The following is a 14,539-nucleotide window of genomic DNA, read 5'->3' on the forward strand; positions in this document are numbered from 1 at the left end:
TTTCCCCTTTCCTCTCACCTTCGGGAGCGGAGGGACAAACAACAGACCCCCACACGGGCCGAGGCCCCGTTCCCCCCCCCTTGCTTGGGCCCCGCCCCCGGGCCGTTCACGGCGTGCTCCGCTGGACTTCCGGTCAGGCCTTGGCCCGCGCGGCGGCCTCGGCGGGCTCGGTTGCCTCGGAGGGCGCAGGGGCCCCGGCGCCGCCCTCGGCGGCCGGCTCGTGCAGGGCCGGCTTCGACTTCAGGGCGATCTCCTTGATGAACAGCACCAGCAGCAGCGCGAGCAGCGCGCTCGGGGCCGCGTACAGGAAGACGTCGCCGACGCCGTGCCCGTACGCGGACTCGATGACGGTCCGGAACGGCGCGGGCAGCTTGTCGAGGTCGGGGATCCCGCCGCCGCCGGTGCCGCCGTGCCCGAGGGCCGCGGCCTTCGGGCCGAGTGCGGCCAGCCCGTCCTGGACGTAGTGGGTGACCCGGTTGGCCATGACCGCGCCCAGTGCCGAGACGCCCATGGCGCCGCCGAGGGAGCGGAAGAAGGTGACGACGGAGCTGGCGGCGCCGAGGTCCTCGGGAGCCACCTGGTTCTGCGTCGCGAGGACCAGGTTCTGCATCATCATGCCGAGGCCGAGCCCGGTGAGCGCCATGTAGAGCGCGATGTGCCAGTACGGGGTGTCGTAGCGCAGGGTGCCGAGCATGCCGAGTCCGGCGGTCAGCAGCACGCCGCCGGAGACCAGCCAGGCCTTCCACTTGCCGGTCTTGGTGATGATCTGGCCGGAGACCGTGGAGGAGACGAAGAGGCCGCCGATCATCGGGATGGTGAGGATGCCGGACATGGTGGGGGACTCGCCCCGGGCCAGCTGGAAGTACTGGCTGAAGAAGACCGTGCCGGAGAACATCGCGATGCCGACGAACAGCGAGGCGGCGGAGGCCAGGCTGATGGTCTTGTTGCGGAACAGCCGCAGCGGGATGATCGGGTCGCTCGCGCGGGACTCGACGAGGAGGAAGAGCAGGCCGAGCACCACGGCGCCGCCGGTCATCGCCAGGGTGGTCCAGGAGATCCAGTCGTAGGAATCCCCGGCCTGGGTGACCCAGATCAGCAGGAGCGAGACGGCCCCGCTGATCAGGAAGGCGCCCAGCCAGTCGACCTTGACGTCGCGGCGGACCACCGGCAGGTGCAGGGTGCGCTGGAGGACGATCAGGGCGATGACGGCGAAGGGCACGCCGACGTAGAAGCACCAGCGCCAGCCGAGCCACGAGGTGTCGGTGATGACACCGCCGAGCAGCGGGCCGCCGACGGTGGCGACGGCGAAGACGGCGCCCAGGTAGCCGCTGTAGCGGCCGCGCTCGCGCGGGGAGATCATCGCGGCCATCACGATCTGGGCGAGGGCGGAGAGGCCGCCGACGCCGATGCCCTGGACCACCCGGCAGGCGATGAGCATCCCGGTGTTCTGCGACATGCCCGCGACCACGGAGCCGAGGACGTAGATCACCAGGGATATCTGGACGAGGAGCTTCTTGCTGAAGAGGTCGGACAGCTTGCCCCACAGCGGGGTCGCGGCCGTCATCGAGAGCAGGGCGGCGGTGACGACCCAGGTGTAGGAGGACTGGGTGCCGCCGAGGTCGCTGATGATCTGGGGCAGGGCGTTGGAGACGATCGTGGAGGACAGGATCGCCACGAACATGCCGAGCATGAGCCCGGACAGCGCCTTCATGATCTGCGGATGGGTCATGGGTGCGCCGTCGGACGTGGTCTCCGACCGGCCGCCTCCCCGCACACCGCCGGGTGTGGTCGTAGCCATGTGTTTCCTTTGCCTAGAAGCTCGATCGGAGTCGGGCCAGCAGGGTGTTCAGTGCGTCGATGTCCTCGGCCGACCAGTCGGCCAGGGCCTTCTCCAGCGCGTCGGTGTAGCGGGCGCCGAGCTCGGCGAGCATGGCGCGTCCGGCTTCGGTGAGGCGCAGGATCCGGCAGCGGCCGTCGCCGGGGTCGGTCTCCCGCTCGATCCAGCCGTGCTGCGCCACGTGGGCGACGTGCCGGCTGCTGACGGAGATGTCGACGGCCATGAACTCGGTGAGCCGGCTGAGCCGCATCTCGCCGTGCCGGTCGAGGACGGTGAGGACGGCGGCGGAGCCGGGCGGGCAGTGCGGGGGCAGCATCCGGGCCAGGTCGCGTTTGACCGCGCCGATTCCGGTGAGCTGGCGGGCCAGCTCCTCGTAGCGGGTGTGCTGGGCCGTCTGCGTGGTCACCGGGAACCGCCCCCATCTTGTTGCTTAGGGCAACCATAGAAGCGCATGGTTGCTACAGGCAAATGAATTCGGGGGGTGTGGCGGTAAAGGAATCGGAAAACCGGGATCGGGCGGCGGCGGTCGTGCCGCCGGCCTCAGTTCCAGGTGGCGGTGACGTTCCGGGTTTCCACGTGCATGCCCAGCGGGACCCGCCACGCCTCCACGCAGACCGTGTAGGTCTGCGTCTTCGAGCTGCCGCCCGCGATGGGGGCGGGCAGGGGCTGGGTCGTGGTGATCGTGGCCCAGTCGACGCCGAGGGCGCCGATGATGTGCGTCGCGAAGCCGACCGTGCCGGAGCGGGCCGCCGTGGTGCCGGTGTTGGTGAAGGTCACCGTGACGCGTTCGCACCAGCGGGAGGACGCCGGCGCGCGGACCGGGGCGCCGAGCGTGAGCCGGGCCGGGGTGGCCGGTGGGGCGGGCGGCGTCGTGCCCGGCTTCGGGGCGGGAGGGGCCGGAGGGGCTGGGGTGCCGGGGGTGCCCGGGGTGCCGGGTGAGATCGGCGGGGCGGGAGGGGCCGGGGTGTCGGGCGCGCCCGGGGTGGTGGCGCCCGTGCCCGCGCCCCCGGTGCCGCCGGGGGTGGCCGGGGTGTCCGGGTCCGGCGGGGTGCCGGGGGCGGGTGCGGAGCCGACCGGGGCGGTGGCCGTCCCTCCGCCCGGGCCGGAGCCGTCGCCCGGCCGGGACCCGGGCGCGCCGGGCGGCGTAGAACCGGGGGCGTCGGCGGAGGGGGCCGGTCCGCCGGATGTCAGCGGCTGGAACTCCACCTGGCCCCGCGGCGGCACGTTCTCTCCCGCACCCCGTTCGGGGCCCGCGGCGGCGGCGCCCACGACGACGTACCCGTCCCGGTCCTGCCCGCAGCCGGCGAGGGCCGCCAGGGCGGTGCAGCAGAGGGCGAGGGCGAGGGCGGCGCGGGGTCCCGTTCGCATCGCGCCAGTGTTCCTGACGCAGTGTCAAATGTGAACCCCGCCCGCCGGCGGCTCTGTGACTCAGTCCCCGATCAGGCCCGTCCGCAGCTGGGCGAGCGTGCGGGTGAGCAGGCGGGAGACGTGCATCTGGGAGATGCCGACCTCCTCGCCGATCTGCGACTGGGTCATGTTCGCGAAGAACCGCAGCATGATGATCTGCCGTTCCCGGGGCGGGAGTTTGGCGAGCAGCGGCTTGAGCGACTCGCGGTACTCGACGCCCTCCAGTGCGGTGTCCTCGTACCCGAGGCGGTCCGCGAGCGAGCCCTCGCCGCCCTCGTCCTCCGGGGAGGGCGAGTCGAGCGAGGAGGCGGTGTAGGCGTTCCCGACGGCGAGGCCGTCGACGACCTCCTCCTCGGAGACGCCGAGCACGGCCGCCAGCTCCGGGACGGTCGGGGACCGGTCCAGCTTCTGGGCCAGTTCGTCGCTCGCCTTGGTCAGCGCGAGGCGCAGTTCCTGGAGCCTGCGCGGGACGCGGACGGACCAGGAAGTGTCTCGAAAGAATCGTTTGATCTCGCCCACGACGGTCGGCATCGCGAACGTCGGGAACTCCACGCCGCGTTCGCAGTCGAACCGGTCGATCGCCTTGATCAGGCCGATGGTGCCGACCTGGACGATGTCCTCCATCGGCTCGTTCCGGCTGCGGAACCGGGCCGCCGCGTAGCGCACGAGCGGCAGGTTCAGCTCGATCAGGGTGTCTCGTACGTACGCCCGTTCGGGGCTGTCCGCGTCCAGGGCGGCGAGTCGCTGGAAGAGGGAGCGGGAGAGGGTGCGGGTGTCGATGGCTTCCGAGCGGTCGGCCACTGCCGGCAGCTCACGCGTGTCGAGCGTGAGCACCTTGGAGCTGCCCTGTTCTGCGGACATGCCACCCCCTTGAGGTCGCGGACGGTCGCGTCTCTGCGCCCGTCGGAGGAACGCAGCCTCCACCTGAATACCGGAGGCGGGGCTGCGGCAAACGCGGTTCCAGCAGAATGTCACATGTCGGCAACACGCTGTAGCGTCATGTCGACAAGTATCTCCAGCGACAGTCGGGCGACCGAGCAGAATGAGCCGATTCTGTAGGGAAACGCTGGAACAGCTCCACCCGATCCGGTTAGGCCTCGATCCTGTTTGCGGATCTCAGACGGGCGAAGCTCCGGGCGAGCAGCCGGGACACGTGCATCTGCGAGACGCCCAGCTCCGCGCTGATCTGCGACTGCGTCAGATTGTTGTAGTAGCGCAGGAGGAGGATCCGCTGCTCCCGTTCGGGGAGCTGCACCAGCAGGTGGCGTACGAGGTCGCGGTGCTCGACGCCGGCCAGCTCGGGGTCCTCGTAGCCGAGCCGGTCGAGCAGCCCGGGCATGCCGTCGCCCTCCTGCGCGGCCTCCAGCGAGGTCGCGTGGTAGCTGCGGCCGGCCTCGATGCAGGACAGCACCTCGTCCTCGCTGATCCGCAGCCGCTCGGCGATCTCGGGGGTGGTCGGGGTCCGGCCGTGGAGGGTGGTGAGGTCCTCGGTCGCGGCGTTCACCTGTACCCACAGCTCGTGGAGGCGGCGCGGGACGTGGACGGTGCGGACGTTGTCGCGGAAGTACCGTTTGATCTCGCCCACGACCGTCGGCATCGCGAAGGTGGGGAACTGCACCCCGCGCTCCGGGTCGAACCGGTCGATCGCGTTGATCAGGCCGATGGTGCCGACCTGGACCACGTCCTCCATCGGCTCGTTGCGGCTGCGGAAGCGGGCGGCCGCGTACCGGACGAGCGGGAGGTTGGCCTCGATCAGGGCCCCGCGCACCCGGTGGTGCTCGCTGGTGCCCGGCTCCAGGTCCTTCAACTGGCCGAAGAGCACCTGGGTCAGGGCCCGGGTGTCGGCGCCCCGTCCCTGCGGCCTCGCCGGCGTCTGGGGCAGGTCCCGGGGCAGGTCCTGGGGCAGGTCCCGGGACGGCTCCTGCGGCGGCTCCTGAGACGGCTCCCGGGACGCGTCCTGCGACTGTTCCTGCGGCTGCTCCCGCGACTGCTCCTGAGGGCGGGGGCCGGGGCGCGGCTCCCCCGTGCGCGGTTCCGCCGGACGCGGCCCGCCCGGGCGGAGCTCGGCGGTGCGGGGCTCGGCCGGGCGCGGCTCCTGGTGGCGCGGTTCGTGCGGGCGGAGCTCTTGCTGGGGAGGCACCTGAGGCGCAGTACTGGCCGGCACGGTCACGCCACCCCTTCGGTCAACTCATCGGTCAAAAGCGGTCATAGCATCACAAGAGATGTGCACTGTGTGCAAGCACCGTATATAGCCGTGTTGAGGGCAAGTTGGGCATTTAGGGGTATTCTTTTTACCGGCTCCCCCGACCGTGAACGCGAAAGGTCCCCCACCCGTCGGAGTGGGGGACCTGGAAGTCCGGAAATCGCTTCGGCGTACGGTTTCAGTTCACCAGTTCGGTGATGAACTCGCCGATGCCCGAGGCGGCATCCGATATGCCCTGGAAGCCTATTCCCACCATCTCCGCCGCCCGCTTGGGCTGGGTGATGATCACGAAGAGGACGAACACGGTGAGGACGCCCGTGATGAGCTTCTTGGTGTCCATGGACGGTGTCGGCCTCCCCAACCGGCGCTGCAAAGTCGGGTGAGTCTAACCGGTCAGGTTTGGTCACTCACCTGTCCTTTAAGGACCAATGACCCGGTGGTTGGGGCCCTTTGCCGCTGGGTGCCCGGTCGGGGCGGGCGCAGGATTGAACACGAGCCCACCGGTTCTGGCAGGAAACCGGTGGGTGAGGGACAGGGCCTCACTGCGGGGTCCGAGCCGCAAGCTTCCCCCCTGACTGCGGCTCGGGCTGGCAGGTCCGTCCCCGTCGGGGGAAGTGGCTTGTCCCCCCGATCGCCACTTCCCCCGTCCCCATCGTCGAAGGTCCCGACTCCGGTCGGGACCTTCTTCGCGTCCGGGGGAGGGCCGGGAAGGGGCAGGAGCGCCAGGGAGCGCCAGGGAGCGCCGGGCAGGGCCAGGGAGCGCCGGGGCTACTGGATGGCGCCGGCGAGGCCCAGGAGCGGCTGGACGGGCGCGATCACGGGGGAGAGCTGGTCGGGCAGGGTCATCAGCTGGTTCAGCTGGTTCGCGCCCTGGCTGAGCCGCGCGCCGATCTCGGGGACGGAGGGCTGGGCGCCGGCGGGCATGCCCGGGGCGGCGGCCGGGAGGTCCGGGAGGCTGAGCGGGGCCGCTTCCAGGGGCGCGGCGGAGGCGGCGGGTGCGGCGAGGCCCGCGGCGGCCCCCGCGAGGGCGAAGGCGGCGAGCATGCGCTGGGTCTTGGTCATGCCGTGACAACGGCCGAGCGGGCGGCCGGTCACGGCGGGCACGCGCGAGAGCCCCGGTTCGTACGAACCGGGGCTCTCAGTGGCGGTGGTGGAGGGATTTGAACCCCCGATGGGTTGCCCCATACTCGCTTTCGAGGCGAGCTCCTTCGGCCACTCGGACACACCACCGAGAGAGATCCTAGCCCAAGGTGGGGAGTGGTTTGCAAATCCGCAGGACGTGGCCTGGCTCACCACTCCCGGAAGGCTCCCGCGAGGGCCTCACAGCTCCCGGAAGAAGTCCGTGAGCTGCCGCGCGCACTCCTGCTCCAGCACCCCGCGGATCACCTCGGGGCGGTGGTTGAGCCGGCGGTCGCGCACGAGGTCCCACAGCGACCCGGCCGCGCCCGCCTTCTCGTCCCCCGCGCCGTAGACGACCCGCGCCACGCGGGACTGCACCAGCGCGCCCGCGCACATCACGCACGGCTCCAGGGTCACCACCAGCGTGCACCCGGTCAGCCGCCATTCCCCGAGCCGGGCGGCCGCCCGGCGCAGCGCCAGCAGCTCGGCGTGCGCCGTGGGATCTCCGGCGGCCTCCCGTTCGTTGTGCCCGGTGGAGAGGAGCTCCCCGCCGGGGCCGAGCACGACGGCACCGACCGGCACGTCGCCGGCCGGTACCGCCAGGGCGGCCTCCTCCAGCGCCAGGCGCATGGAGTCCCGCCAGGGATCCCGTACGGGATCGGGGTCGTACGTGATGTGGTGCTCGGTGATCACTAGCGGACGGCCTCCAGCACGTCGGTGGCGCCGAGGGCGTCGGCGATCTCGCTGAGGGCGTCTCCGTCGAGGTCCAGCAGTTCCTTGTGGCCGACCCCGAGATCGGCCAGCAGCCCGGGGTCGCCGAGGGGGCCGGCCGGCAGGGGATCGGAGCCGGCGCGCGGCTCGGCGTCCGCGTCGTCGTCGTCCTCGTCCGAGTAGGCGGCGATCGGCTCGTCCTCGCCGTCCTCGGTGCCGTCCAGGTCCAGTTCGTCGAGGTCGTCGTCCTCCTCGTCGGTGCCCAGCAGCTCCTTCGTCAGCATCGATCCGTAGGAGCTGCGGTCGGCCACGGCGGCGTTCGAGACGAAGTACCGAGGGTCCTCCTCTCCGTCCACGCGGATGACGCCGAACCAGGCGTCCTCCTGCTCGATGAGGGCGACCACCGTGTCGTCGTCGACAGCGGTGGACCGTGCGAGATCGATCAGATCACTGAGGGACTCGACGTCGTCGAGTTCCAGGTCGCTCGCTTCCCACCCGTCTTCGGTGCGCGCGAGCAGTGCGGCGAAGTACACCGTGACTCTCCCACTGGTCATAGGCGTGCCGGTTGGAGGTCCCCCCGGCCGGAGGTTGGGGTGTGCACGGCCGTGACGCTTGCCGTCCGCACCCCGCCCAATCGGCATCGTGGCAGAAACAGCGGCTTTGCGAGAGGTCTTCCGCGCGGCGGCCGTGTCGCGGCGCCGGTGGCGCGCCCCGCCGGGGGCCCGGTCGCGGGCCCGGTCAGGGGGCCGCCGGCGCGCACGCCGGTGGGCCGGGTGGCGCGCCGGGTGGCACACCCCGGCCGCAGCCCGGCCGCGCATCGGCCGCGTCCCGGCCTCCCGGTCACCAGCGGAAGGTGCGCATCCGCATCTGCTGCCGCATCCGGGCCGCTCGGGCGCGACGGGGCTGGACCCGGTCGCGCAGCTCCCTGGCCTCGTTCAGATCGCGCAGGAACTGCGCGCGTCGCGCCCTGCGCTGCGCCGCCGTCTCCGGCGCCTCGTACGCCTCTCTCCCGTCGGTGTAGTTCGGCTGCGTCTCGGGCATCGGCACCACCCCAGGCTGGTCCGGTCGTCCTCCTCCGCCGTCACGGAGCAGACCCCCCGGCTCCCACCTTCCCCCGGCCGGCGCGTTTGATGCCACCGGCGCGCAGATCGCCCCAGGTCAGGGGTCAGACCCCGGCGTCCTCGTCGGTGAGGGCCGGTACGACGGCCACCGGGCCGTGCGCGTGCTGGAGCACCGCGTGCGCGACCGACCCGATCAGCAGGGACCGTACGCGCGGGTGGTGGCGGCCCACCACGACCAGCGCGGCCGACCGGGACGCCTCCACCAGCCGCCCGGCCGCGTTCCCGGGCTCGGCGGCCTGCTCGACGGGCACGTCCGGGTACCGGCTCCGCACCGCCTCCAGCCGCCGGGTCTGGGCCCGCAGCATCTCCCGTTCGGCCGGCACGGCGTCCCCTCCGTCGGCGAGCGCCTCGGGCGGGATCACCGCGAAGGGGCCGCCGAGCACGTTCGCCGGGCCGGGCGGGATCGCGTACGCCGAGACCACCTGGACGGTGGTCCCCCGTGCGGCGGCTTCCGCGAAGGCGAAGGACAGCACGTCCTCGGGCGTCTCGGTGACGTGCAGCCCGAGCACCACCTTGCCGGCCGAGGCGCCCGCGGCCTCCCCGGCGGGGTCGGCGGCCGCGTCGCGGTCGGCGTGCGGGACCACCACCACGGGGCAGGAGGCGGTGGTGGCCACGGCCCTGCTGTTCGAGCCGAGCAGCAGCGCGGCGAACCCGCCGCGCCCCCGGGAGCCCATCACCAGCATCCGGGGCGAGCCCTCGCCGCTGATCACCCTCAGCGCCGCCGGGACCGAGCCCTCCAGGGCCTCGTAGCGGATGTCCGCGGGCTGCTCGGGGGAGGCCTCCAGGATGGCGCGTACGCGGTCGCCCACGGGGTCCGCGTACTCCTCGGGCTCGTTCGGGTCGTGCAGGGCCGAGCGGCGCCCGGCGTACAGCTGGGTGGCCTCGGGCAGCACGTGGGCGACGAGCAGGCCGGTGCCGTGCCGCAGGGCCGCCGTGCGGGCCCACTCCAGGGCGCGGAGGCTGTGCTCGGATCCGTCGACGGCCGCGATCACCAGTCCGTTGCTCACCAGACCAGCGTGCTGGGCGGCGGGGCGGCCCGCATCTCAGGGCCCGCGGCGGACGCGCGGCGGTGCGCACAGCGCGTAGCCTTTTGCCAGTGGGTCGCGAACAGGCGGCCGTTTTCGCAGGTAGCAGGGTCTCGCAGTTCGCTGATCGCAGGTCGAAGCCCGGCTGAGTCTTGGAGGATGTTGTGCGTTTGCAGGTCGTCGATCACCCCTTGGTGGCGCACAAACTCACCACGCTGCGCGACAAGCGCACCGACTCCCCCACCTTCCGTCGGCTGGCCGACGAGCTGGTGACCCTCCTCGCGTACGAGGCCACCCGCGACGTGCGCACCGAGCAGGCCGACATCGAGACCCCGGTCGGCCCGACCACCGGCGTCAAGCTGTCGTACCCGCGCCCGCTGGTCGTCCCGATCCTGCGCGCCGGCCTCGGCATGCTGGACGGCATGGTCCGGCTGCTGCCGACCGCCGAGGTGGGCTTCCTGGGCATGGTCCGCAACGAGGAGACCCTGGAGGCCTCCACGTACGCGACGCGCATGCCCGAGGACCTCTCCGGCCGCCAGGTGTACGTGGTGGACCCGATGCTGGCCACCGGCGGCACGCTGGTCGCCGCGATCCAGGAGCTCATCAAGCGCGGCGCCGACGACGTGACCGCCGTGGTGCTGCTGGCCGCGCCGGAGGGCGTCGAGGTCATGGAGCGCGAGCTCGCGGGCACGCCGGTGACGGTGGTGACGGCCGCCGTGGACGAGCGGCTCAACGAGCACGGCTACATCGTTCCGGGCCTGGGCGACGCGGGCGACCGCATGTACGGCTCGGCCGAGTAGGCGCCCCGGTTCAGGGGATCAGCACTTCGCGGAGGGCGCGGGCGCGGGGTTGGCCAGGACGGCCAGCGCCTTGTCCGCGTCCTCCTTCGTGCTGAGCTCCTTGAAGGAGTCGCCGAGGATCAGGTCGATGTCCGCGCCCTCGCGGGCGTCGGTCTGGGTGGTGACCCCGGCGAGCTGGGTGCCGAGGACGGAGTAGGCGGCCTTGTCCGTCCGCGGGGAGCCGAGCAGTATCCCGGGACCGGGGACCTTCTTGTCGAAGTCGGCGGGGGCGTTGCCGACGTGGCCGACGGCGAAGCCGCGCTTCTTCAGCTCGTCGCCGACGGCCTTGGCCAGGCCGGCGCGCGGGGTCGCGTTGTAGACGTTGACGGTGATCTGGCCGGGCTGCGGAAGGGCGACCGCGGGGGCCTTGGAGGCGGCGGGGCCCGCGTCCGGGGCGGTGGCGGGCTTCACCGCGTTCGCGGGCTTGGCGGAGGCCGTGGGGCAGTTCCCGTCGGACGCCGCCGTGTTGCGCTTGCCGCTGTCGTCGCCGCCGAACACGTCGATGAGCTGCAGCGCCCCGTAGCCGAGCAGGGCCAGGGCCAGGACGGATCCGAGCAGGGCGAGGACGATCTTCCGACGCCGCCGGGGGCGGCTCATACGGGGGTAGGCAGCTCCCGTTACGCGGTACTTTCCGCCCATGCCGGGGGGAGTGAGCATGCTCATGGGCGCAGCGTAGTGCCGTACCGGAACGATGCCTACTAAATGATCTGTTGATCGGGTAAGGCAGACCCGAAAGGCGCAATCAGTCCAGTTCGAGGACGCGCGCGTGCAGGACCTGGCGCTGCTGGAGGGCCGCGCGCACGGCGCGGTGCAGCCCGTCCTCCAGGTAGAGGTCGCCCTGCCACTTCACGACGTGGGCGAAGAGGTCCCCGTAGAAGGTGGAGTCCTCCGCGAGCAGGGTCTCGAGGTCCAGCTGCCCCTTGGTCGTCACGAGCTGGTCGAGCCGTACCGGGCGCGGCGCGACGTCCGCCCACTGCCGGACGCTCTCCCGGCCGTGGTCGGGGTACGGCCGCCCGTTTCCGATGCGCTTGAAGATCACACGGAAAGCCTACCGGGCCGGTGCCTCCGGGCGCAGCCTCGCGCGGTCGGTGCAAAAGTGGCAGACAGGCCTATTCCGGGAGGGATGCATGAGCCAGAGCACCGGCCCGGCCGTTCCGGCCGACCCGCCCGAACCGCCCGAACCGCCCGGCGGGCAGGAACCCGGGGCGCCCGACCCCGCCGTCGACGCGATCGCCGCCGGGTACGCCTTCACCGGCCCCGCGCTCGACCTCGGAGCCCTGCTCTGGGACGGGAAGTGCCTGCCCGGCCGGCAGATCCGGATCCCCCTCTCCATGCTCAACCGGCACGGGCTGGTGGCCGGGGCGACCGGCACCGGCAAGACCAAGACGCTCCAGCTGATCGCCGAGCAGCTGTCGGCGAACGGCGTGCCCGTCTTCCTGGCCGACATCAAGGGCGACGTCTCCGGCATCTCCGTCCCCGGCGCGGCGAACGAGCGGACCGCGGCCAGGGCCGGCGAGGTCGCGCAGGAGTGGGAGGCGACCGGGTACCCCGCCGAGTTCTACTCCCTCGGCGGGATCGGCCCCGGGATCCCCGTCCGCGCGACCGTGACTGCCTTCGGGCCGGTGCTGATGTCGAAGGTGCTCCAGCTCAACCAGACGCAGGAGCAGTCGCTCGGCCTGATCTTCCACTACGCCGACTCCAAGGGCCTGGAGCTGATCGACCTCAAGGACCTGCGGGCGGTCGTCGCCTTCCTCGTGTCCGACAAGGGAAAACCCGAGCTGAAGGGAATCGGCGGGCTCTCCACCGTGACCGCCGGAGTGATCCTGCGCGCCCTGACCGCATTCGAGCAGCAGGGCGCCACGGAATTCTTTGGCGAGCCCGAATTCGACACCGGTGAATTGCTCCGGACGGCCGCCGACGGGCGCGGAGTGGTCTCTGTACTGGAACTCCCGGCAGTACAGGACAAACCACAGCTTTTCTCCACATTTCTGATGTGGCTGCTCGCCGACCTCTACGGAGGACTTCCCGAAGTCGGTGATCTGGAACGGCCCAAGCTGGTGTTCTTCTTCGACGAGGCGCACCTCCTCTTCAACGGGGCCTCGAAGGCGTTCCTGGAATCCATCACCCAGACCGTCCGGCTGATCCGCTCCAAGGGGATCGGCGTCTTCTTCGTCACCCAGACCCCCAAGGACGTGCCCGCGGACGTGCTGGCCCAGCTCGGCAACCGCGTCCAGCACGCCCTGCGCGCCTTCACCCCCGACGACGCGAAGGCCCTCAAGGCCACGGTGAAGACCTTCCCCAACTCCCCCTACGACCTGGAGGAGACGCTCACCGGGCTCGGCACCGGCGAGGCCGTCGTCACGGTGCTCAGCGAGAACGGCGCCCCGACCCCGGTCGCCGCCACCCGGCTGCGCGCACCGCAGTCGCTGATGGGGCCGGTCGACGCCGAAGCCCTGGAGCGCGCCGTCAGGTCCTCGCTGCTGTACTCGCGCTACGCCGAGCCGGTCGACCGCGAGTCCGCGTACGAGAAGATCACCGCCGAACAGGCCGCCGCGGAGGCCGAGGCGGAGGCGGCCGCCGCGGCGGCGGAGGCCGAGAAGCAGGCCAAGGAGGCGGCGAAGGCGGCCCGTTCCGCCCCGAAACCGGAACCCTCGCTGGCCGAACAGGTCGTGGGGAGCGGGCTGTTCCGCTCCTTGGCGCGGTCGATCGGGACGCAGCTGGGCCGGGAGATCTCACGGTCGATCTTCGGGACCGCGCGCCGCCGCCGCTGAGCCGGGACGCCCCGGGTCCCCCTCCAGACGGAATCGAGCGAACCGGCTGTCGGGCGCCCGGCGGGCGCTGACAGACTCGGGGGTATGCGGACCGAACTCACCGACACCACGTCCAGCAAGATCGGCCGGGCGCTGCTCGACGCCCGCCGGGCCGTTGGCAGCCCGACCATGGGGCTGGTGCTGACCCTCGTCATAGTGACGGACGAGGAGAACGCCTACGACGCCGTACGCGCGGCCTCCGAGGCCTCGCGGGAGCACCCGTGCCGGATCATCGCGGTGATCAAGCGGACCCACCGGGGCCCGGAACGGCGGCGCCGGACCCGGCTCGACGCCGAACTGCGCGTGGGATCGGACGCCGGGTCCGGGGAGACCGTGATCCTGCGCCTGCACGGCGACCTCACCACCCAGGCCGGCTCGGTGGTGCTCCCGCTGCTGGTGCCGGACGCTCCGGTGGTGGCCTGGTGGCCGGCCGAGGCCCCCGCGGATCCCGCCCGCGACGACCTGGGCGCGGTGGCGCAGCGCCGGATCACCGACGCGCAGGAGGCAACGGACCCGGTCGGCGTGCTGGACGCGCGCGCGGCCTCGTACGCCCCCGGTGACACCGACCTCGCCTGGACCCGGCTGACGCCGTGGCGCTCCCTGCTGGCCTGCGCGTTCGACCAGAAGCCGCTGCCGGTGACCGGCGCCGCGGTGGAGAGCGAGCCCGACAACGCGAGCGCCGAGCTGCTGGCGCGCTGGCTGGAGGACCGGCTCGGCGTGCCGGTGGCCCGGGTGGCGTCGGAGGGGCCGGTCATCACCAGGGTCCGGCTGGAGACCTCCGCCGGGGAGGTGGTCGTGGACCGCCCGACCGGCTCGCTGGCCACGCTGGTGCTGCCGGGCTGGCCCGACCGCAAGGTCGCGCTCAAGATCCGCAGCACCGCCGAGCTGATCGCGGAGGAGCTGCGGCGGCTCGACGCCGACGAGGTCTACGCCTCGGTGCTGCGCGGCCGGGAGGCCCAGGCGTCGCTCTCGGCGTAGTGGTTGTCGTACGTGGGCTGGCTGTCGATGATGTCCTGCACGGTGGCCTCGCCCGCGCGCACCCGCCCGAGGAGGCGGTAGTAGTCGAAGCGGGCCATGCCGGGGGTGAAGCCGACGAACACCTCGGCGGTGTGGCCGGCGGCCGGGGCGAAGGCGTGCTTCACGCCGGGGGCGATGCTGATGAAGTCGCCCTTGCCGAGGGTGTGGACCTCGTCGCCGACGAGCACGTCGAGCCGGCCGTCGGTGACGTGGAAGAACTCGGTGGCCTTGGTGTGGAAGTGCACCGGGGCCCCGGCCGCGCCCACCTCGAAGCACGCGGTGTTGCAGGTGAGTTCGGGGGTGTCGGTGAGCAGCGTGATGAAGCTGCCGGGGCCGTCGGAGATGACTTCGGCCCCGGCAGCGCGGGTCAGGTTCTCGATCATGCGGCCGACCCTACGGCTCCCGGCCCCGCCCCCTGCCGACGGGTACCCCTGGAGCGCGCAACTCCGC

16 protein-coding genes, 1 tRNA gene and 1 pseudogene are annotated in these 14,539 nt (G+C 72.1%); 3 read left to right on the plus strand and 15 right to left on the minus strand.

What is annotated here, in order from left to right:
• Positions 1-136 precede the first annotated feature (136 nt).
• From AC07A6_RS06870 to AC07A6_RS06925, 12 genes and pseudogenes are all read right to left on the minus strand, one after another.
• Positions 137-1,729: pseudogene (locus AC07A6_RS06870) on the minus strand (MDR family MFS transporter); the annotation flags it as partial.
• Positions 1,730-1,811: 82 nt separating this feature from the next.
• Complete coding sequence (locus AC07A6_RS06875; protein WP_478776339.1) at positions 1,812-2,243, minus strand: MarR family winged helix-turn-helix transcriptional regulator; 432 nt, start codon at positions 2,241-2,243, stop codon at positions 1,812-1,814.
• A gap of 134 nt (positions 2,244-2,377) precedes the next feature.
• On the minus strand, positions 2,378-3,205 hold the full coding sequence (locus AC07A6_RS06880) for a hypothetical protein (protein ID WP_478776340.1): 828 nt from the start codon (positions 3,203-3,205) through the stop codon (positions 2,378-2,380).
• A 60-nt stretch (positions 3,206-3,265) separates the two neighbouring features.
• On the minus strand, positions 3,266-4,105 hold the full coding sequence (locus AC07A6_RS06885; protein WP_362456440.1) for an RNA polymerase sigma factor SigF: 840 nt from the start codon (positions 4,103-4,105) through the stop codon (positions 3,266-3,268).
• A 229-nt stretch (positions 4,106-4,334) separates the two neighbouring features.
• Positions 4,335-5,150, minus strand: a complete 816-nt coding sequence (locus AC07A6_RS06890; protein ID WP_478776388.1) for an RNA polymerase sigma factor SigF — start codon at positions 5,148-5,150, stop codon at positions 4,335-4,337.
• Positions 5,151-5,625: 475 nt separating this feature from the next.
• On the minus strand, positions 5,626-5,787 hold the full coding sequence (locus AC07A6_RS06895) for a hypothetical protein (protein ID WP_164720920.1): 162 nt from the start codon (positions 5,785-5,787) through the stop codon (positions 5,626-5,628).
• Between the two features lie 428 nt (positions 5,788-6,215).
• Positions 6,216-6,509 carry a hypothetical protein gene (locus tag AC07A6_RS06900; RefSeq protein WP_362456437.1) on the minus strand — a complete coding sequence of 98 codons (294 nt, stop codon included), beginning with the start codon at positions 6,507-6,509 and terminating at the stop codon, positions 6,216-6,218.
• Positions 6,510-6,589: 80 nt separating this feature from the next.
• Positions 6,590-6,677: transfer RNA gene (locus AC07A6_RS06905), tRNA-Ser, on the minus strand.
• A 90-nt stretch (positions 6,678-6,767) separates the two neighbouring features.
• Positions 6,768-7,196 carry a tRNA adenosine(34) deaminase TadA gene (gene tadA / locus AC07A6_RS06910; RefSeq protein ID WP_260618639.1) on the minus strand — a complete coding sequence of 143 codons (429 nt, stop codon included), beginning with the start codon at positions 7,194-7,196 and terminating at the stop codon, positions 6,768-6,770.
• Positions 7,197-7,258: 62 nt separating this feature from the next.
• Positions 7,259-7,810, minus strand: coding sequence for a tRNA adenosine deaminase-associated protein (locus AC07A6_RS06915; RefSeq protein WP_362456855.1), 552 nt, complete (start codon positions 7,808-7,810; stop codon positions 7,259-7,261).
• A 307-nt stretch (positions 7,811-8,117) separates the two neighbouring features.
• Positions 8,118-8,318 (minus strand): hypothetical protein, encoded by a 201-nt coding sequence (locus AC07A6_RS06920; RefSeq protein WP_478776341.1) that lies wholly within the window; start codon positions 8,316-8,318, stop codon positions 8,118-8,120.
• 124 nt (positions 8,319-8,442) lie between these two features.
• Positions 8,443-9,405 carry a universal stress protein gene (locus tag AC07A6_RS06925; protein WP_478776342.1) on the minus strand — a complete coding sequence of 321 codons (963 nt, stop codon included), beginning with the start codon at positions 9,403-9,405 and terminating at the stop codon, positions 8,443-8,445.
• A gap of 182 nt (positions 9,406-9,587) precedes the next feature.
• Between AC07A6_RS06925 and upp the strand changes: the two genes are divergently transcribed.
• On the plus strand, positions 9,588-10,223 hold the full coding sequence (upp, locus tag AC07A6_RS06930; protein WP_266575412.1) for a uracil phosphoribosyltransferase: 636 nt from the start codon (positions 9,588-9,590) through the stop codon (positions 10,221-10,223).
• 18 nt (positions 10,224-10,241) lie between these two features.
• Here upp and AC07A6_RS06935 read toward each other — a convergent pair whose 3' ends face one another.
• Together AC07A6_RS06935 and AC07A6_RS06940 are read right to left on the minus strand one after the other, a co-directional pair.
• A complete protein-coding gene (locus tag AC07A6_RS06935) occupies positions 10,242-10,925 on the minus strand; it encodes a LytR C-terminal domain-containing protein (protein WP_386271936.1) in 684 nt (227 codons plus the stop codon).
• Between the two features lie 79 nt (positions 10,926-11,004).
• Positions 11,005-11,301, minus strand: a complete 297-nt coding sequence (locus AC07A6_RS06940; protein ID WP_125601156.1) for a type II toxin-antitoxin system VapB family antitoxin — start codon at positions 11,299-11,301, stop codon at positions 11,005-11,007.
• Between the two features lie 88 nt (positions 11,302-11,389).
• Here AC07A6_RS06940 and AC07A6_RS06945 point away from each other — a divergent pair, with 88 nt between their 5' ends.
• Both AC07A6_RS06945 and opcA read left to right on the plus strand, forming a co-directional pair.
• A complete protein-coding gene (locus tag AC07A6_RS06945; RefSeq protein ID WP_478776343.1) occupies positions 11,390-13,033 on the plus strand; it encodes a helicase HerA-like domain-containing protein in 1,644 nt (547 codons plus the stop codon).
• 84 nt (positions 13,034-13,117) lie between these two features.
• Positions 13,118-14,050, plus strand: coding sequence for a glucose-6-phosphate dehydrogenase assembly protein OpcA (gene opcA / locus AC07A6_RS06950; protein WP_362456424.1), 933 nt, complete (start codon positions 13,118-13,120; stop codon positions 14,048-14,050).
• Here opcA and AC07A6_RS06955 read toward each other — a convergent pair.
• Complete coding sequence (locus tag AC07A6_RS06955) at positions 13,999-14,472, minus strand: cupin domain-containing protein (protein WP_362456421.1); 474 nt, start codon at positions 14,470-14,472, stop codon at positions 13,999-14,001. The genes opcA and AC07A6_RS06955 overlap by 52 nt on opposite strands.
• Positions 14,473-14,539 lie beyond the last annotated feature (67 nt).

This window comes from Streptomyces sp. NPDC044002, assembly GCF_056434525.1.

Excerpts from the sequence above, each read along its gene's own strand:
- opcA (WP_362456424.1), top strand. The coding sequence starts at position 13,118 with ATGCGGACCGAACTCACCGACACCACGTCCAGCAAGATCGGCCGGGCG.
- AC07A6_RS06935 (WP_386271936.1), bottom strand. The coding sequence starts at position 10,925 with ATGAGCATGCTCACTCCCCCCGGCATGGGCGGAAAGTACCGCGTAACG.
- AC07A6_RS06955 (WP_362456421.1), bottom strand. The coding sequence starts at position 14,472 with ATGATCGAGAACCTGACCCGCGCTGCCGGGGCCGAAGTCATCTCCGAC.
- AC07A6_RS06900 (WP_362456437.1), bottom strand. The coding sequence starts at position 6,509 with ATGACCAAGACCCAGCGCATGCTCGCCGCCTTCGCCCTCGCGGGGGCC.
- AC07A6_RS06945 (WP_478776343.1), top strand. The coding sequence starts at position 11,390 with ATGAGCCAGAGCACCGGCCCGGCCGTTCCGGCCGACCCGCCCGAACCG.
- AC07A6_RS06885 (WP_362456440.1), bottom strand. The coding sequence starts at position 4,105 with ATGTCCGCAGAACAGGGCAGCTCCAAGGTGCTCACGCTCGACACGCGT.
- AC07A6_RS06920 (WP_478776341.1), bottom strand. The coding sequence starts at position 8,318 with ATGCCCGAGACGCAGCCGAACTACACCGACGGGAGAGAGGCGTACGAG.
- tadA (WP_260618639.1), bottom strand. The coding sequence starts at position 7,196 with ATGCGCCTGGCGCTGGAGGAGGCCGCCCTGGCGGTACCGGCCGGCGAC.
- AC07A6_RS06880 (WP_478776340.1), bottom strand. The coding sequence starts at position 3,205 with ATGCGAACGGGACCCCGCGCCGCCCTCGCCCTCGCCCTCTGCTGCACC.
- AC07A6_RS06895 (WP_164720920.1), bottom strand. The coding sequence starts at position 5,787 with ATGGACACCAAGAAGCTCATCACGGGCGTCCTCACCGTGTTCGTCCTC.